At 59.7% G+C, this 15,926-nt stretch carries 14 protein-coding genes; 13 read left to right on the forward strand and 1 reads right to left on the reverse strand.

Annotated elements, in window-relative coordinates; genetic code table 11:
- The first annotated feature begins 352 nt into the window (after positions 1-352).
- The 10 genes from arnB (at position 353) to BK667_RS13245 (ending at position 11,409) form a co-directional block, all read left to right on the forward strand.
- Complete coding sequence (gene arnB, locus BK667_RS13200) at positions 353-1,501, forward strand: UDP-4-amino-4-deoxy-L-arabinose aminotransferase (protein WP_123597858.1); 1,149 nt, start codon at positions 353-355, stop codon at positions 1,499-1,501.
- The gene (arnC, locus tag BK667_RS13205) at positions 1,498-2,517 is read left to right on the forward strand and encodes an undecaprenyl-phosphate 4-deoxy-4-formamido-L-arabinose transferase (RefSeq protein WP_123508290.1); all 1,020 of its coding nucleotides are present in this window, start codon (positions 1,498-1,500) and stop codon (positions 2,515-2,517) included. Before arnB ends, arnC begins: the two co-directional genes overlap by 4 nt.
- Complete coding sequence (gene arnA, locus BK667_RS13210) at positions 2,514-4,505, forward strand: bifunctional UDP-4-amino-4-deoxy-L-arabinose formyltransferase/UDP-glucuronic acid oxidase ArnA (RefSeq protein ID WP_123597859.1); 1,992 nt, start codon at positions 2,514-2,516, stop codon at positions 4,503-4,505. Before arnC ends, arnA begins: the two co-directional genes overlap by 4 nt.
- On the forward strand, positions 4,505-5,389 hold the full coding sequence (arnD, locus tag BK667_RS13215) for a 4-deoxy-4-formamido-L-arabinose-phosphoundecaprenol deformylase (protein ID WP_123508288.1): 885 nt from the start codon (positions 4,505-4,507) through the stop codon (positions 5,387-5,389). Before arnA ends, arnD begins: the two co-directional genes overlap by 1 nt.
- Positions 5,386-7,035 (forward strand): lipid IV(A) 4-amino-4-deoxy-L-arabinosyltransferase, encoded by a 1,650-nt coding sequence (arnT, locus tag BK667_RS13220; RefSeq protein ID WP_123597860.1) that lies wholly within the window; start codon positions 5,386-5,388, stop codon positions 7,033-7,035. Before arnD ends, arnT begins: the two co-directional genes overlap by 4 nt.
- Positions 7,032-7,376 carry a 4-amino-4-deoxy-L-arabinose-phosphoundecaprenol flippase subunit ArnE gene (gene arnE, locus BK667_RS13225; protein WP_123508286.1) on the forward strand — a complete coding sequence of 115 codons (345 nt, stop codon included), beginning with the start codon at positions 7,032-7,034 and terminating at the stop codon, positions 7,374-7,376. Before arnT ends, arnE begins: the two co-directional genes overlap by 4 nt.
- Complete coding sequence (gene arnF / locus BK667_RS13230) at positions 7,373-7,786, forward strand: 4-amino-4-deoxy-L-arabinose-phosphoundecaprenol flippase subunit ArnF (RefSeq protein WP_123508285.1); 414 nt, start codon at positions 7,373-7,375, stop codon at positions 7,784-7,786. Before arnE ends, arnF begins: the two co-directional genes overlap by 4 nt.
- A complete protein-coding gene (locus tag BK667_RS13235; RefSeq protein WP_123508284.1) occupies positions 7,783-9,162 on the forward strand; it encodes a UDP-glucose dehydrogenase family protein in 1,380 nt (459 codons plus the stop codon). Before arnF ends, BK667_RS13235 begins: the two co-directional genes overlap by 4 nt.
- The gene (locus BK667_RS13240; RefSeq protein WP_123597861.1) at positions 9,135-10,751 is read left to right on the forward strand and encodes a glycosyltransferase family 39 protein; all 1,617 of its coding nucleotides are present in this window, start codon (positions 9,135-9,137) and stop codon (positions 10,749-10,751) included. Before BK667_RS13235 ends, BK667_RS13240 begins: the two co-directional genes overlap by 28 nt.
- A gap of 97 nt (positions 10,752-10,848) precedes the next feature.
- A complete protein-coding gene (locus tag BK667_RS13245; protein ID WP_123597862.1) occupies positions 10,849-11,409 on the forward strand; it encodes a GNAT family N-acetyltransferase in 561 nt (186 codons plus the stop codon).
- On the opposite strand, the gene BK667_RS13250 is transcribed toward BK667_RS13245, so the two are convergent.
- Complete coding sequence (locus tag BK667_RS13250; protein ID WP_123597863.1) at positions 11,360-12,325, reverse strand: LysR family transcriptional regulator; 966 nt, start codon at positions 12,323-12,325, stop codon at positions 11,360-11,362. The genes BK667_RS13245 and BK667_RS13250 overlap by 50 nt on opposite strands.
- A gap of 350 nt (positions 12,326-12,675) precedes the next feature.
- On the opposite strand from BK667_RS13250, the gene argH reads away from it, so the two are divergent.
- The 3 genes from argH (at position 12,676) to BK667_RS13265 (ending at position 15,907) form a co-directional block, all read left to right on the forward strand.
- The gene (gene argH, locus BK667_RS13255; RefSeq protein ID WP_123597864.1) at positions 12,676-14,103 is read left to right on the forward strand and encodes an argininosuccinate lyase; all 1,428 of its coding nucleotides are present in this window, start codon (positions 12,676-12,678) and stop codon (positions 14,101-14,103) included.
- Between the two features lie 150 nt (positions 14,104-14,253).
- Positions 14,254-15,132: an amino acid ABC transporter permease gene (locus tag BK667_RS13260; RefSeq protein WP_123508279.1), complete on the forward strand. Its 879-nt coding sequence runs from the start codon at positions 14,254-14,256 to the stop codon at positions 15,130-15,132.
- 10 nt (positions 15,133-15,142) lie between these two features.
- Complete coding sequence (locus tag BK667_RS13265) at positions 15,143-15,907, forward strand: amino acid ABC transporter ATP-binding protein (protein ID WP_123508278.1); 765 nt, start codon at positions 15,143-15,145, stop codon at positions 15,905-15,907.
- Positions 15,908-15,926: the final 19 nt, after the last annotated feature.

The following is a 15,926-nucleotide window of genomic DNA, read 5'->3' on the forward strand; positions in this document are numbered from 1 at the left end:
CGGTTCAACACAACAACTAAGAGTTCGGTTACTTGCTGTAAGGAATAGCAAGCGTCGGGATTAGCGCGATAAACGGTCGAAGGCTGAACTCTAGCTGTCTGAACTTCAGATAAACGATTCGCCGACCGGTTTTTCATGTCCCTTTCACATTTTCGCGCTTAACCTTAATGAGTCGGGCCACCGGTAGTCAGCCAGCACAACCTGACGAGCCGGCAGTCAAAAGTCAACCTAGACAATTTGTCACATTTCTCTAGTAACTAATTGATGCAGCTTTCATTTTAGCGACTACGCTTAAATTGGATCCGAATCACTGCACCTGAAATTCCGTTGCTGTCTATGCCCCGAGGTCTCCATGAGTCAGGCTTTTCTCCCCTTCTCTCGCCCCAGTATTGGCGATGAAGAAATCGCAGCCGTAGAGCAAGTATTGCGCTCTGGCTGGATCACGACCGGGCCAAAAAACCAGGCACTGGAAGAGCACTTCGCTAATTACGTCGGTTGCAAACATGCGGTGGCATTGTCCTCGGCTACCGGTGGCATGCACATCACCTTACTGGCCTTGGGCATCGGTCCCGGGGATGAAGTCATTACCCCGTCCCAGACTTGGGTGTCCACCGCCAACATGATCTGCCTGTTGGGGGCGACGCCGGTGTTTGTCGATGTCGATCGCGACACCCTGATGACAGACCTGGACAGCATCGAAGCGGCGATCACGCCTCGGACCAAGGCAATCATCCCGGTGCATTACGCCGGTGCCGCGTTCGATCTTGACCCCCTCTATGCCCTGGCCGACAAGCACGGGATTGCGGTCATTGAAGACGCGGCCCACGCAGCAGGCACGTTTTACAAGGGACGCCACGTCGGTTCCCAAGGCACGGCGATTTTCTCCTTCCACGCGATCAAGAACATGACCTGCGCCGAAGGCGCGATGTTTGTCAGCGACGACGAAGCCCTGGCCAGCCGGGTGCGCATGCTCAAGTTCCACGGTTTGGGCGTTGACGCCTATGACCGTTTGACCGGTGGCCGCAAACCCCAGGCCCAAGTCATCGAACCCGGTTTCAAATACAACCTGGCCGACATCAATGCGGCCATCGCCCTGGTGCAACTGGAGCGGCTGGACGAGATCAACGCCAAGCGCACGCAACTGGCCCAGACCTACGTGCAACGGCTCGAAGGCCTGCCGGTGCAGCCATTGGCGATCCCGACCTATCCGCAGCAACACGCCTGGCACCTGTTCATCCTGCGCATCGACGCCGAACGTTGCGGGATCGACCGCGAAGCGTTCATGAAGGCCTTGCAGGAGCAGAACATCGGCACCGGCATCCATTTCATCGCCACCCATCTGCACACCTACTACCGCCAGCGTTACCCGGACATCTACCTGCCCAATACCGAATGGAACTCGGCCCGGCTGTGTTCGATCCCGTTGTTCCCCGACATGACCGGCGACGACGTCGAACGTGTTGTCGACGCCATTGCAAACATTATGGACAGAAGCCTTTGAAACCTTACCCAATCAATTGCGTGTCGATCGTCATTCCGGTCTACAACGAAGAAGAAAGCCTGCCCGAACTGCTGCGTCGCACCGAAGCGGCCTGCGCTCAATTGCATTACGAGTACGAAATCGTACTGGTGGACGACGGCAGTCGTGACGATTCGGCGCAGATCCTCGAGGACGCCGCCAATCGTGAAGGCAGCCGGGTGGTCGCGGTCATTCTCAACCGTAACTACGGCCAGCACGCGGCGATCATGGCCGGGTTCGAGCAGTGCAAGGGCGACGTGGTGATTACCCTCGATGCCGACCTGCAAAACCCGCCGGAAGAAATCCCGCGATTGGTGGCCCAGGCTGAACTTGGCTACGACGTGGTCGCCACCGTACGCAACAATCGCCAGGATTCGGCCTTGCGCCGCTGGCCGTCGAAACTGATCAACCTCGCCGTGCAACGCTCCACCGGCGTGGCCATGAGCGACTACGGCTGCATGCTGCGGGCCTATCGCCGCACCATTGTCGACGCGATGCTCGCCTGCCGTGAACGCAGCACCTTTATCCCGATCCTGGCCAACAGCTTCGCCCGGCACACCACGGAAATTCTGGTGACCCACGCCGAGCGCGAACACGGCGAATCCAAGTACAGCCCGATGCGACTGGTCAATCTGATGTTCGACCTGATCACGTGCATGACCACCACCCCGCTGCGCCTGCTCAGCATCGTCGGCTTCTGCATGGCCGGTCTTGGCGTGCTGTTTGCCATCGCACTGATTGTCCTGCGCCTGGCCTTTGGCGCCGGCTGGGCTGGCGGCGGTACGTTCGTGTTGTTCGCCGTGCTGTTCGTCTTCACCGGCGGGCAATTCATCGGCATGGGCCTGCTGGGTGAATACCTGGGCCGCATGTACAGCGATGTCCGGGCACGCCCGCGGTTCTTTATCGAAAAAGTCTTGCGTAGCCAACCCGCCTCCCCTGCTCCCGTTGTCACGGTCGACGGTCTTACTTCCACTTCTTCAGAACAGGTTCTCTCATGAGCAAAAAAGCTGTTGTCTTCGCCTATCACGATATCGGCTGTGCCGGCATCGACGCCCTGCTTGGCGCAGGTTTTGAGATTGCGGCCGTGTTCACCCACGCCGATGACCCGAAGGAAAACGCTTTCTACGGCTCCGTTGCGCAACTGTGCGCCAACCAAGGCATTCCCGTGCACGCCCCGGAAGATGCCAACCATCCGCTGTGGGTCGAGCGCATCGCCAAGCTCAACCCGGACTACATCTTCTCGTTCTACTACCGCAACCTGCTGAGCGAACCGCTGCTGGCTACCGCGAGCGAAGGTGCGTTCAACCTGCACGGTTCGTTGCTGCCGCTCTACCGTGGTCGCGCACCCGCCAACTGGGTACTGGTCAACGGCGAAACCGAGACCGGCGTGACCCTGCACCGCATGGTCAAACGTGCCGATGCCGGCGCCATCCTCGCCCAGCACAAAGTTGCAATCGAGCGCTCCGACACCGCCCTGACCCTGCACGCCAAGCTGCGCGACGCCGCCAGTTCCCTGCTGCGCGACACCCTGCCAGCGCTGCTGCAAGGCAAAGTCAGCGAAACCCCGCAGGACGAATCCAAGGCCACCGTGTTTGGCCGTCGTACCCCGGCCGATGGCAAACTGGTCTGGAAAAAACCGGCGCAAGAGCTGTTCAACCTGGTGCGCGCCGTCACCCAACCATACCCGGGCGCGTTCTGCGACGTCGGCGAGCACAAGTTGATTGTCTGGGGCGCGCAAGTCGTCAAAGGCAATGAAGGTCAGGCCCCAGGCCGCGTGATCAGTGTCGATCCGCTGCGCATTGCCTGTGGCGAAGACTCGCTGGTGGTCACTGCCGGCCAGCGTAACGACAACGGCCTGTACCTGAGCGGCCCGCAATTGGCCAATGAGCTGGGCCTGGTCGACGGTTCGGTGCTGCGTGGTGCTGAATCCGGCCGAGCGCCGCGCCGTACCCGCGTGCTGATCCTCGGCGTCAACGGTTTCATCGGCAACCACTTGTCCGAGCGCCTGCTGCGTGACGACCGCTATGAAGTCTATGGCCTGGACATTGGTTCCGACGCCATTGACCGCCTGCGCAGCCACCCGAATTTCCACTTCGTCGAAGGCGACATCAGCATCCACTCCGAGTGGATCGAATACCACATCAAGAAATGCGACGTGGTCCTGCCGCTGGTGGCCATCGCCACGCCGATCGAATACACCCGCAACCCATTGCGCGTGTTCGAACTCGACTTCGAAGAAAACCTGAAACTGGTGCGCTACTGCGTCAAGTACAACAAACGCGTGATCTTCCCATCGACCTCGGAAGTCTATGGCATGTGCCAGGACGAGCGCTTCAACGAAGATACCTCCAACCTGGTGCTTGGCCCGATCAACAAGCAACGCTGGATCTACTCGGTCTCCAAGCAATTGCTCGACCGCGTGATCTGGGCCTACGGCCAGAAAGGCCTGAATTTCACCCTGTTCCGTCCTTTCAACTGGATGGGCCCACGCCTGGACCGTCTGGACTCGGCACGGATCGGCAGCTCCCGGGCAATTACCCAACTGATCCTCAATCTGGTGGAAGGCACGCCGATTCGCTTGTTCGACGGCGGCGAGCAAAAACGCTGCTTCACCGACATCGCCGACGGCGTCGAAGCCCTGGCGCGGATCATCGACAACGACAATGACGTGTGCAACGGCCAGATCATCAACATCGGCAACCCGGACAACGAAGCCAGCATCCGCCAGTTGGGCGAAGAGCTGCTGCGTCAGTTCGAGGCGCACCCGCTGCGCAGCAACTTCCCACCGTTCGCCGGTTTCCGCGACGTGGAAAGCAAGGCGTTCTACGGCACTGGCTATCAGGACGTGTCGCACCGTAAACCAAGCATCGACAACGCCAAGCGCCTGCTGGACTGGACGCCAACGGTGGAGATGAGCGAAACCATCGGCAACACACTGGATTTCTTCCTGCGTGAAGCCATGCTCGAAATCGCGGACAAGCGCTGATGCAGGCAGGCCTTCGAATCGATGTCGACACGTACCGAGGCACCCGTGAGGGGGTGCCCCGGTTGCTGGAAATCCTCGATGAGGCCCAGGTCAAGGCGACGTTTTTCTTCAGTGTCGGGCCGGACAACATGGGGCGCCACTTGTGGCGCCTCATCCGTCCTCAATTCCTCTGGAAAATGCTGCGGTCCAACGCCGCCGGCCTGTATGGCTGGGATATTTTGCTGGCCGGTACTGCCTGGCCGGGCAAACCGATTGGTCGCGACCTCGGGCACCTGATGCGTCAGGCCCGGGCAGCCGGTCATGAAGTCGGCCTGCACGCCTGGGATCACCACGGCTGGCAGGCCAATGCCGGGACCTGGAGCGATGCGCAACTGATCGAGCAGATTCGCCGGGGCGTCGACAGCCTCAGCGACATCCTCGGGGAAAAAATCGACTGCTCGGCCTCCGCCGGTTGGCGGGCAGACGAGCGCGTGATCGAAGCCAAGCAAGCGTTCGGCTTTCGCTACAACAGCGATTGCCGCGGCCAGAGCCTGTTCCAGCCGACCTTGGCCAATGGCCTTCTGGGCGCACCGCAAATCCCGGTGGACTTGCCAACCTTCGACGAGGTGGTCGGGCCAACCGTGGCGGCAAAGGACTTCAACGCCTTCATTCTGGACCGCTTCACCCCTGAAAAACTCAATGTCTACACGATCCACGCCGAGGTAGAAGGGATTCTGATGGCCAACGATTTTCGTCAACTGCTGGCCGATGCGCGCCAGCGTGACATCTGTTTCAAACCCTTGGGCGATCTGTTGCCCGAGTCATTCGCCAGCCTGCCGGCCGGGCGTGTGGTACGCGGCGCCCTCGACGGCCGTGAAGGCTGGCTGGGAGTACAAGGCGCATGAGTAAACGCTGGGCCTTGCCTGTGTTGCTGGTTGTCATGTTGCTGGCTTACCTGTTGCCGTTGGGCACCCACGGTCTGTGGATTCCCGACGAAACCCGTTATGCGCAGATCAGCCAGGACATGCTCCTGAGCGATAACTGGGTGTCACCGCACTTTATGGGTTTGCGCTATTTCGAGAAACCGGTGGCCGGTTATTGGATGATCGCCCTCGGCCAGGCGCTGTTTGGCGAAAACCTGTTCGGTGTGCGCTTCGCTTCAGCCCTGAGCACCGGGCTGAGTGTGTTGCTGTGTTTCCTGATTGCCCGCCGCTTGTGGAACGACCCACGCAAAAGTTTTGCCTGCGCCTTGCTGTACATGAGTTTCACCGTGGTGGCCGGTCAGGCCGGTTATGCCAATCTCGATCCGCAATTCACCTTCTGGGTCAATCTGAGCCTGGTAGCCCTGTGGTTTGCGCTGGACAGCAAAAGCACCGGTCAGCGGCTGTTGAGTTGGGCTGCGTTGGGACTGGCCTGCGGCATGGGTTTCATGACCAAGGGGTTTCTCGCCTGGCTGCTGCCGGTGCTGATCGCCCTGCCCTGGATGCTCTGGCAGAAACGCTGGCGTGAATTGCTGGTTTACGGCCCGCTCGCGGTGATTGTGGCTATCGCCGTCAGCCTGCCGTGGGCCTTGGCCGTGCATGCCCAGGAGCCCGATTACTGGCGGTTCTTCTTCTGGCACGAGCATATCCGGCGTTTTGCCGGCGACGATGCCCAGCATGACGCGCCCTGGTGGTTTTACCTGCCGCTGCTGGTGGCCTTCAGTCTGCCGTGGGCGGTGTTGCTGCCGACGGCGCTGAAGCAGGCGTGGCACACCCGCCGTCAGGCGAGCATTGCTTTCCTGCTGTTGTGGCTGCTGATGCCGTTGGTGTTCTTCAGCCTGAGCAACGGCAAACTGCCGACCTACATCCTGCCGTGCCTGCTGCCTCTGGCCCTGCTGCTGGGCAATGCCGTGGCCGATCGTTTGCAGCTTGAGCAAGGCCGGGCGCTGGGGCTTAACGGTTTGCTCAACCTGGTGCTGGGCCTGACGGTTCTGCTGGCCCTGGTTTACCTGCAACTGAAAAAGCCGCTGTACGAACTCGAGCTGCACAATTTGGTGCTGGTGTTTATCGCGCTGATCGGCTGGATCATGGCCAACCTGCTGCAAGCCTTCCGGCCCTTGCAATGCTGGGCGGCACCGGCGTTCGGCAGCTTGCTGTTCATCGGCCTGATCCCGGCCGGGTTGCCCAACTCGGTGGTGTCGAACAAGACCCCTGACCAATTCATCCTCGAACACGCCCAGGAACTCAGCCAGACCAGCCAACTGATGAGCAACGATCTGGGGGCCGCATCGGCACTGGCCTGGCGTCTGCAACGTCCGCAAGTGGCGTTGTACAACACCGTCGGTGAGCTGAAATACGGCCTTGATTTCCCCGAAGCACGCGATCGCCGAATCACCCTCGACAAAGTGCAACAGTGGATGCGCGATGCTCGCAAGCAGGGTTCGGTGGGCGTGGTCATGCGGGTCAAGGGTGACGAAGAACTGCAGGAAGTGGATCTGCTGCCTAAAGAAGGCAAGCGCTACGAGCAAGGCAATCTGGTGATTCTGATCATCCCCAAGGAAGCGTCATGAGCCTGCTTCTGTTGCTTACCGCTTGCCTGCTGACATGCCTGGGCCAGGTCGCCCAGAAGTACGCCGTCGAAAGCTGGCGCGGCAAAACCACTGGCTGGGGCGAAAAATTACGCTCGCCGTGGCTGTGGTTGGCGCTTTTCTCCCTCGGTATGGGCCTGCTGGTCTGGCTGTTGGTATTGCAGCGCCTGGAAGTCGGCGTCGCCTATCCGATGCTCAGTCTCAATTTTGTGCTGATCACCTTGGTCGCACGCTTCGTCTTTCACGAACCCGTCGACCGACGCCATTGGCTCGGTGTGGCGCTGGTAATCGGGGGTGTGGTTTTGCTGGGGCAACACACATGAACCTGCGCCGTGGAATCACCTTTGCCCTGGGCAGCGTAATGCTCGCCAGCGGCGCGCAATTGGGTATGCGCTGGAGCATGAGCCGGTTGCCGCAACCGGATCAATGGCTGACCGCCCTGGGCAATGGCAGCGTCGATCCGGTTGCTGTCGGCGTGGTGCTGGCAGCCATCCTCGCCTACGCGTTGTCGATGCTCAGTTGGCTGTTGGCCCTGCGCGACGTACCGCTGGGGCGGGCCTACTCGCTGCTGAGCATCAGCTATGCGCTGGTGTACCTGCTGGCCGCCAGCCTGCCTGCGTTCAACGAACATTTCAGTCTTGCAAAAAGCCTTGGGGTGGCCCTCGTCGTTCTGGGTGTCATCACCATCAACTCTCGACCTGCTCGCGTCTCCGTTCTCAGGAATGACCCATGAAAATCAGTGTATTTGGTAGTGGTTACGTTGGCCTGGTACAGGCTGCCGTTCTGGCTGAAGTCGGCCACGATGTGATCTGCATGGACATCGATGCCAAAAAGGTCGAATTGCTCCAGCAGGGCCATGTCAGCATCTTCGAACCGGGGCTGGCCAGTCTGGTCAGGGAGAGTCTGGAGGCCAAGCGCCTGCAGTTCACCACCGACGAAAAACTGGCCGTGCAGCATGGCGAGGTGTTGTTCATCGCCGTGGGCACGCCGTCCAGTGAAGACGGCTCGGCCGACCTGAAATACGTGCTGTCGGTCGGTGATGCCGTGGCCCGTCATCGTGAGCAACCGGTGATTCTGGTGGAAAAATCCACCGTGCCGGTCGGCACCGGCGACACCCTGCGCGCGCACATCGAGTGCCGATTGGAAGAGGCCGGCCGCCAGTTGCAATTCGATATCGTCTCCAACCCCGAATTCCTCAAGGAAGGTTCGGCGGTGGCGGACTGCCGGCGCCCGGACCGCATCATCATCGGCTGCGAGCGTGACGAAGTGCGCGACGTCATGCGCGATCTCTACGCCCCGTTCAACCGCAACCACGATCGCATCATGTTCATGGACCTGCGCAGCGCCGAGCTGACCAAGTACGCTGCCAACTGCATGCTGGCGACCAAGATCAGCTTTATCAACCAGATCGCCGAACTGGCCGAACACCTGGGCGCCGATATTGAATCCGTACGCCTGGGCATCGGCGCGGACTCGCGTATCGGCTATCACTTCATCTATCCGGGCTGCGGTTATGGCGGTTCGTGCTTTCCCAAGGACATGCGCGCGCTGATCCATAGCGCCGAACAGGCCCACTGCTCCAGCGACCTGCTGCAAGCGGTGGAAGCAATCAACCAGCGGCAGAAACACAAGCTGTTCGAACGGGTGAATGCGTTCTACAAGGGCAACCTGACTGGCAAGACCTTTGCCGTGTGGGGCCTGGCGTTCAAGCCCAATACCGACGACATGCGCGATGCGCCGAGCCGGGTGTTGCTGGAATCCTTGTGGGCCGCAGGCGCCAATGTGCGGGCATTCGACCCGGAAGCGATGCAGGAAACCCAGCATCTATACCCGGACGAATCGAAGCTGATGCTCATGGGCACCCCGGAATCGGTACTGGCCGGTGCCGATGCGCTGATCATCTGCACCGAGTGGCAGCAGTTCAAGGCACCGGATTTCGACCTGATCCGCCAGCGCCTGGCTGCGCCGGTGATCTTCGACGGGCGCAACCTGTATGACGCCGAACGCCTGTCCCGCAGCGGCTTCCTGTACTTCCCGATGGGCCGTGGGGATTCGCGTAACCTGCCGATTCCATACCAGCAATGGTCTTCCATTTCGTCGGTTGCCTGACGGTGGATGCTCAGATCCGTCGACAGTCCCTCGGTGCAGGGCTGTTGGCGCTGCTGTTGTTCATGGCCGGGGTTTATCAGCAGACTGCAATCGGCTTCGATTCGCGGTTCGTGTTGTTCGCCCAGGAAATGTTGCGCCACGGGCCAACGGTGTTCCCGACCACCTATGGCCAACCCTATGCCGACTATTCGGCGATCAGCACATTATTCGTCTGGTTGCTGTCGTTGCCGTTCGGGCAGGTGAATGCCTTCAGTGCCTGGCTTCCCAGTGCATTGGCCGGTGCGGTCATCGTCACGTTGATGTACCGACTGCTGGCGCCGTACTCCACCCGTTGGGCGTTGCTGAGCATCGCCCTGCTTCTGCTGACCAACACCTTCGTCACCGAAACCCGCGCCGTGTCCCTGGACTTGATGCTGGCGGCGGTGGCGTTTTCGGTGTTCTACCTGGGCTATGCCGCCGATCACTTTGGCGCGCCACGTCGCTGGTTGCTGATTCTTGCCTTGTTGCTGCTGGGTTTCGGGGTGCGTGGGCCGATCGGGCTCGTGGTCCCCACTGGCATGTTGTGCAGCTATTTCCTGCTTAATCGTCAATGGCAACGACTGTTTGCTTTCGGGCTGGTCGCCGCTGGATTGCTGGTTGTGTGTGTCGGTTTGCTGTTGCTGCTGGCCAAGCTCAGTGGTGGTCCGGCCTTTATGCAGGACGTGATTCGCATGCAGTTCATGGGACGCATGGATGGCAGTGAGGGGGTCAGCGGCTCGCTGTATTACTTCACCAGCTCCATGGGCAACTATGCGCTGGCGTATCCACTGGCGGTGTTGGCCCTGGCAGCGATCTGCCTGACCAACCCGCGTGAGGCCGGACCGCCATTGCGTCTGGTGCAGTACTGCGCGGCGGCCGGGCTGATCGTGATGCTCGGGCTGTCGATTCCCCAGGCGAAAAAAGCCCGATACTTGCTCCCGATGCTGCCCATGGCGGCGATCATTGCAGCGTATCCGTTTCAGGTGATGCAAGGCCGATGGTTTGGCGTGTTGCGTGGCTTGATGCAAGGGTTGTGGCTGGTGATTCCGGGGCTGTTGATCGTGGCATTGATGGTTGGCCAGCGGCGGTTCCCCGGGGTATTGACCGCACTGACACCGATATTGATTGTGCTGGGTGCGTTGCAGGTGATCGCGTTGGCCGCGTTTTTCCGACCAGCCTGGCGGGCGCAGGCAATGGCGTTTTGTGCGGTGCTGGGGCTGTGGTCGGTGTATATCCTGGTGTTCGAACCGGTGGAACGCCAACTCTACGATTCGCGCAGCTTCAGTCGCGCAGCCTTCGCCCTGGTGCAACAAGAACCGGCGCCGCTGGTGCTGTACGGCATGGGCAAGGACGCGAAGGCGATCAAGTTCATGGTCAATATCGAACAGGATTTGCAACCGGTGTTCACCGAGTCGCCGCAGGAACTGGAAACCCTCAAGACGCCAGTTTGGGTAATGATGGATCAGGGTGATTACAACGCCATGAAAGACACTTCGCTGCGGTTGCTGGAGCCCGCATTGACCGGTCGTTTCGATAAAAACGATTACGTCTTGCTGCATCTCAAGCCTTAACGCATAACCCCTGTAGGCGCTGGCGTAGGCTGCGATCTTTTGACTTTGCCGTTAAGATCCAAAGATCGCAGCCTCCGGCAGCTCCTACACAACAATCATGACTATCACCCTGCGCCGTGCCCAACCTACTGACGCCAACGCCCTCCCCGCCATCGAACGGTCGGCGGCGGCATTGTTCCGCACCGACCCGTCACTTGCCTGGCTCGCCGACTCACCCGTGACCGACGCCCGGCAACACCTGCACGCCATCGAAACCAACGATGTTTGGGTCGCTGAATCGCCCGATGGTGTACTTGCGGGATTTCTCAGTGCCGAACAAGTCGACAACCAATTGCATATACAGGAACTGTCCGTCAGCCAACACTTTCAGGGCCAGGGCATCGGTGGAAAGTTACTGTTAGCGGCGATTGAACATTCCCGTAAACGAGAACTCGGCGGTCTGACCCTGACCACCTTTCGCGACTTGCCGTGGAATGCAGCGTTTTATCAACGGTTCGGCTTTGAAACATTGAGCCCTGCTGAAACCAGCCCATGTTTATTGGCGATTTTGCGTCAAGAAGTCGCCCACGGTTTGCCCGGTGAACGGCGGTGTGCGATGTGCCTGCTACTCACACCGGCGCTTTCAAATCCACACCCAACGCCTGGGCAAACGCCTTGACCAACGGACTGCGCACGGTGTTGTGACGCAGGATCAGATTGAACGGCGTGACGATATAAATCAGGTCCGGGCGCACTGCCCGGAATTGCCCCTGAGCCACCAGGTTGGCGGCGTAATGTTGCGGCAGGAAGCCCACAAAACAGCCGGTCTTGATCAACAGCGCCACGGCTTCGACCTGGGTCGCCGAGGCTGAAAAACTGTCGTAGCGGGCAAAATTCAGTTTGTCCCGATGAATCGCGTAGCGATGGTTGACGCACTCGTAGTCCTTGAGCACGTTGCTGCCGATTTCCGCTTCCGGCACTGAGAACAACGGATGGCCGACCGCGCAGTAAACCTGCGAGCGTTCTTCGTAAAGCGCGTAGTAATCGAACTCTTCGCGTTTTTGATAAACCGGCACGATTCCCGCCACTAATCGCCCCTCCACAACCCCTCGTTCTATTTCATCCAATTGGGAGGCCTGAAGTTGAAACCTTACCTTTGGTGACTCTTCATTGATTCTTCTAAGCGCTGCAACTAACGGAGAATCAGGATCGGAAATCGTATTATCAATAACCCCCACACCCAGATCACCGATAAGTTCGTTCTGCGCCGAACTAAGCCGATCCCGAAAGTTATCGACCGAAGCAAACAAATCAATCGACGCCTGATACACCAGGCGCCCTTCTTCCGTCAGGTGAAAGCCCTCCCGACCTCGCGTGCACAGACGCATGCCGATGCGAATCTCAAGGTCGGAAATCTGTTTGCTGATGGCCGCCAGCCCCACATTCAGCTCGTTCTGCGCGGCACTGAAGCCGCCCGCCTCGACCACGGCCTTGAACACTTTGAGCAGTTTGAAGTCCAGGCCGCTGAGTGCCAATGGTGCTCGCTGAGTCGGTTTCGGCGCGGGGTTTCCGGAATTGGAAAGTGGGGTTTCCATAATGCTTATTTACCTCTGGCGCCCTAGCAAACAATCTGTGTCCAACAACAAAAACATAGCTGGCCAATAATAATGAACACAGAAAACAAGGCTTGGCAACCGCTAATAATTTCCGTACCTGAGTGCCAACTCACTGATTTCGCACCATTAAAAGCTGACACTTCGATCAGCTCTCGCCACTTCGCAACTGCCCCTTTGAAAACTGCTTTGGCCTAACCACGCCTCATTGATTTGCGGCGGGTGTTTCGGGGCCTGGCACACCGATCTGTAGGAGCGAGGCTTGCCCGCGAAGCTCTTCGCAAAACACCAGATCAATTTCTGACTTTCGCGTAACGACGAGGAAAACAACAATGTCTCAAACCACCGACCGTCTCTGGGGTGCTCGCTTCAAAAGCGGCCCGTCCGAAGCCCTGGCGGCCCTGTCCCGTTGCCCTGAGCGCTATTTCCGCCTCACGCCTTACGACCTGGCCGGCTCCAAGGCCCATGCCCGGGAACTGCAACGCGCCGGTTTGCTGACCGAGCAAGAAACCCAGACCATGCTCGACGCCTTGGCCGGTATTGGCGCTGACTTCAAGGCCGGCAGCATCGCCCCGACCCTGGATGACGAAGACGTTCACACCTTTATTGAACGTCTGCTGACCGAACGTCTTGGCGCTCTGGGCGGCAAGCTGCGCGCCGGTCGTTCGCGTAACGACCAGACCGCCAACGACCTGCGCCTGTTCTTGCGTGATCACGTGCGCACCCTGGCCGTTGAAGTGCTGGCCCTGCAACAAGCGCTGGTGGATCAGGCCGAACAACACATCGAAAGCATCTGCCCGGGTTTCACCCACTTGCAGCAGGCGCAGCCGATTGTCTTCGCCCACCACTTGCTGGCCCACGCCCAATCGATGCTGCGTGACGTGCAACGCCTGGTGGACTGGGATGTGCGCACTTCGTTGTCGCCACTCGGCGCCGCGGCCATGGCCGGTTCCGCCATCGCGCGCCTGCCCCAGCAGTCGGCCAAGGAAATGGGCTACAGCGGCGTGTGTGAAAACTCCATCGATGCTGTAGCCAGTCGCGACCACGTTGCCGAGTTCCTGTTTATCGCCAGCATGCTCGGGATCAACATTTCCCGCCTCGCTGAAGAGTTTTGCCTGTGGTCGTCGCGGCAATTTCGCTGGGTCGCGCTGGACGATGCCTACGCCACCGGCAGCTCGATCATGCCGCAGAAGAAAAACCCGGACATCGCCGAACTCGCTCGCGGCAAGGCGGGCCGCTTGATCGGTAACCTCACCGGTCTGCTGTCCACCCTCAAATCCCTGCCGCTGTCCTACAACCGCGACTTGAGCGAAGACAAGAACGGCGTGCTTGATAGCGTCGACACCCTGCTGCTGGTGTTGCCAGCCATGGCCGGGATGGTCGCGACCATGAAGGTCAACGTTGAAGAACTGCGGCGTCAGGCGCCATTGGGCTTCACCCTCGCCACCGAAGTCGCCGACTGGCTGGCCATGCGCGGCGTGCCGTTCAAGGAAGCCCACGAGATCACCGGTGCGCTGGTTCAGGCTTGTGAGAAACACGATATCGAGTTGTGGGAAGCCTCTACCGCGCTGCTGGCCGAGATCGATCCGCGCCTGACCCCGCAAGTGCGCGACAGCCTGACCCTGGAAGCCGCCATCGCAGCCCGCAGTGGCTGGGGCGGCACCGCGCCGCAACAGGTGCGCGAGCAGATCGGCCGCTTGAAAACCGCCCTCGCCGCGCAGCACAAATGGACCGAGAACTACCAGGGCTTCCGTCTCTGAAAATGGCGCAAAACCTGTAGGAGCAAAGCTTGCTCGCGATGACGGTGTGTCAATCAACACAGATGCCGACTGACGCGCCGCCATCGCGAGCAAGCTTTGCTCCTACAGGGATTGGGGTTGACCTGAAATACCAGTGTACGGAGAAACATCATGAGCCAGACTCAGGCAGAACGTCTCCAGGCGGAGCGCAACCTGGCGGACAACCAGTTTGATATCACCCAGTACCACCATGTGCCACGGCGCTATTACGGGCGGATTTTCTTCGCCACCGTGATCGTCATCGCCATTCTCGGCCTGGTCCGCGCCTTCGCCGAAGGCAAGATCGAATGGTCCTACATCGGCCAGTTCGTCACGTCCCAAGCGATCATGTGGGGCTTGTTCAACACCATCGTCATGGCGGTGCTGGCCATGGCGCTGGGCATTGTGTTCGGGGTGATCACGGCGATCATGCGCATGTCGGCCAATCCGATTTTGCGCTACGTGGCGGTGACCTACACCTGGTTGTTCCGTGGTACGCCGCTGATCCTGCAACTGTTGTTGTGGTTCAACCTGGCGCTGATCTTCCCCACCATCGGCATTCCCGGCCTGTTCGAAATGGACACCGTGAGCCTGATGACGCCGTTCGTGGCGGCCCTGCTTGGGTTGAGCATCAACCAGGGTGCCTACACCGCCGAAGTGGTGCGCGCCGGCCTGCTGTCCGTGGACACCGGCCAATACGAAGCCGCCAAGTCAATCGGCATGCCGCGCCTGCAAGCGCTGCGCCGGATCATCCTGCCGCAAGCAATGCGGATCATCATTCCGCCGGTCGGCAACGAATTCATCGGCATGGTGAAAATGACCTCCCTGGCGAGCGTTATCCAGTATTCGGAACTGCTCTACAACGCCCAGAACATCTACTACGCCAATGCCCGGGTCATGGAATTGCTGATCGTCGCCGGTATCTGGTACCTGGCCGCCGTGACGGTTCTGTCCTTTGGTCAAAGCCGTCTGGAGCGTCGTTTCGCTCGCGGCGCCGGCAAGCGTTCTTGAGGAGTTCGACATGAGAAGCATCGTCAAGGCCGTGAGCCTGAACAAATATTACGACCAGTACCACGCGCTCAAAGACATCAACATCGAAGTCGAGCAAGGCGAAGTGCTGTGCATCATCGGCCCGTCCGGTTCGGGCAAGAGCACCTTGCTGCGCTGCGTCAATCAGCTGGAAAAAATCGACAAGGGCGGACTCTGGGTCGATGGCGAACTGGTGGGTTACCGGGTCGTCGGCAACAAACTGCATGAACTCAATGAGTCGCAGATTGCCCGTCAACGCCTGTCCACCGGCATGGTGTTCCAGCGGTTCAACCTGTTTCCGCACATGACTGTGCTGCAAAACATCATCGAAGGCCCGTGCCAGGTGCTCAAGCGCTCGCCCAAAGAAGCGCACGAAGAAGCCCAGGAATTGCTGGCCCGGGTCGGCCTGGCCGACAAATGCAACAGCTACCCGATTGAACTGTCGGGCGGCCAGCAGCAACGGGTGGCGATTGCCCGCGCCCTGGCGATGCGCCCCAAGCTGATGCTGTTCGATGAACCCACTTCGGCACTCGACCCGGAATTGGTCGGTGAGGTGCTGTCGGTGATGCGCGATCTGGCGCAAACCGGCATGACCATGATCGTCGTCACCCATGAACTGGGCTTCGCTCGCGAGGTTTCCAACCGCATGGTGTTTATGGACGGCGGGCAGATCGTGGAGGCTGGAAGCCCCGAAGAAATACTAATAAGCCCACAAAACCCGCGCACCCAAAGCTTCATTTCTGCCGTTCGAACCTAAACGCCGGCTGGCGTAACAA

Source organism: Pseudomonas frederiksbergensis, from assembly GCF_003732705.1.
Classification (GTDB): domain Bacteria; phylum Pseudomonadota; class Gammaproteobacteria; order Pseudomonadales; family Pseudomonadaceae; genus Aquipseudomonas; species Aquipseudomonas frederiksbergensis_F.

What these genes read in the sequence shown, in the direction of transcription:
- arnB (WP_123597858.1), top strand. Translation starts at nt 353, where the DNA reads ATGAGTCAGGCTTTTCTCCCCTTCTCTCGCCCCAGTATTGGCGATGAA.
- arnA (WP_123597859.1), top strand. Translation starts at nt 2,514, where the DNA reads ATGAGCAAAAAAGCTGTTGTCTTCGCCTATCACGATATCGGCTGTGCC.
- arnD (WP_123508288.1), top strand. Translation starts at nt 4,505, where the DNA reads ATGCAGGCAGGCCTTCGAATCGATGTCGACACGTACCGAGGCACCCGT.
- arnT (WP_123597860.1), top strand. Translation starts at nt 5,386, where the DNA reads ATGAGTAAACGCTGGGCCTTGCCTGTGTTGCTGGTTGTCATGTTGCTG.
- arnE (WP_123508286.1), top strand. Translation starts at nt 7,032, where the DNA reads ATGAGCCTGCTTCTGTTGCTTACCGCTTGCCTGCTGACATGCCTGGGC.
- arnF (WP_123508285.1), top strand. Translation starts at nt 7,373, where the DNA reads ATGAACCTGCGCCGTGGAATCACCTTTGCCCTGGGCAGCGTAATGCTC.
- BK667_RS13235 (WP_123508284.1), top strand. Translation starts at nt 7,783, where the DNA reads ATGAAAATCAGTGTATTTGGTAGTGGTTACGTTGGCCTGGTACAGGCT.
- BK667_RS13240 (WP_123597861.1), top strand. Translation starts at nt 9,135, where the DNA reads ATGGTCTTCCATTTCGTCGGTTGCCTGACGGTGGATGCTCAGATCCGT.
- BK667_RS13245 (WP_123597862.1), top strand. Translation starts at nt 10,849, where the DNA reads ATGACTATCACCCTGCGCCGTGCCCAACCTACTGACGCCAACGCCCTC.
- BK667_RS13250 (WP_123597863.1), bottom strand. Translation starts at nt 12,325, where the DNA reads ATGGAAACCCCACTTTCCAATTCCGGAAACCCCGCGCCGAAACCGACT.
- argH (WP_123597864.1), top strand. Translation starts at nt 12,676, where the DNA reads ATGTCTCAAACCACCGACCGTCTCTGGGGTGCTCGCTTCAAAAGCGGC.
- BK667_RS13260 (WP_123508279.1), top strand. Translation starts at nt 14,254, where the DNA reads ATGAGCCAGACTCAGGCAGAACGTCTCCAGGCGGAGCGCAACCTGGCG.
- BK667_RS13265 (WP_123508278.1), top strand. Translation starts at nt 15,143, where the DNA reads ATGAGAAGCATCGTCAAGGCCGTGAGCCTGAACAAATATTACGACCAG.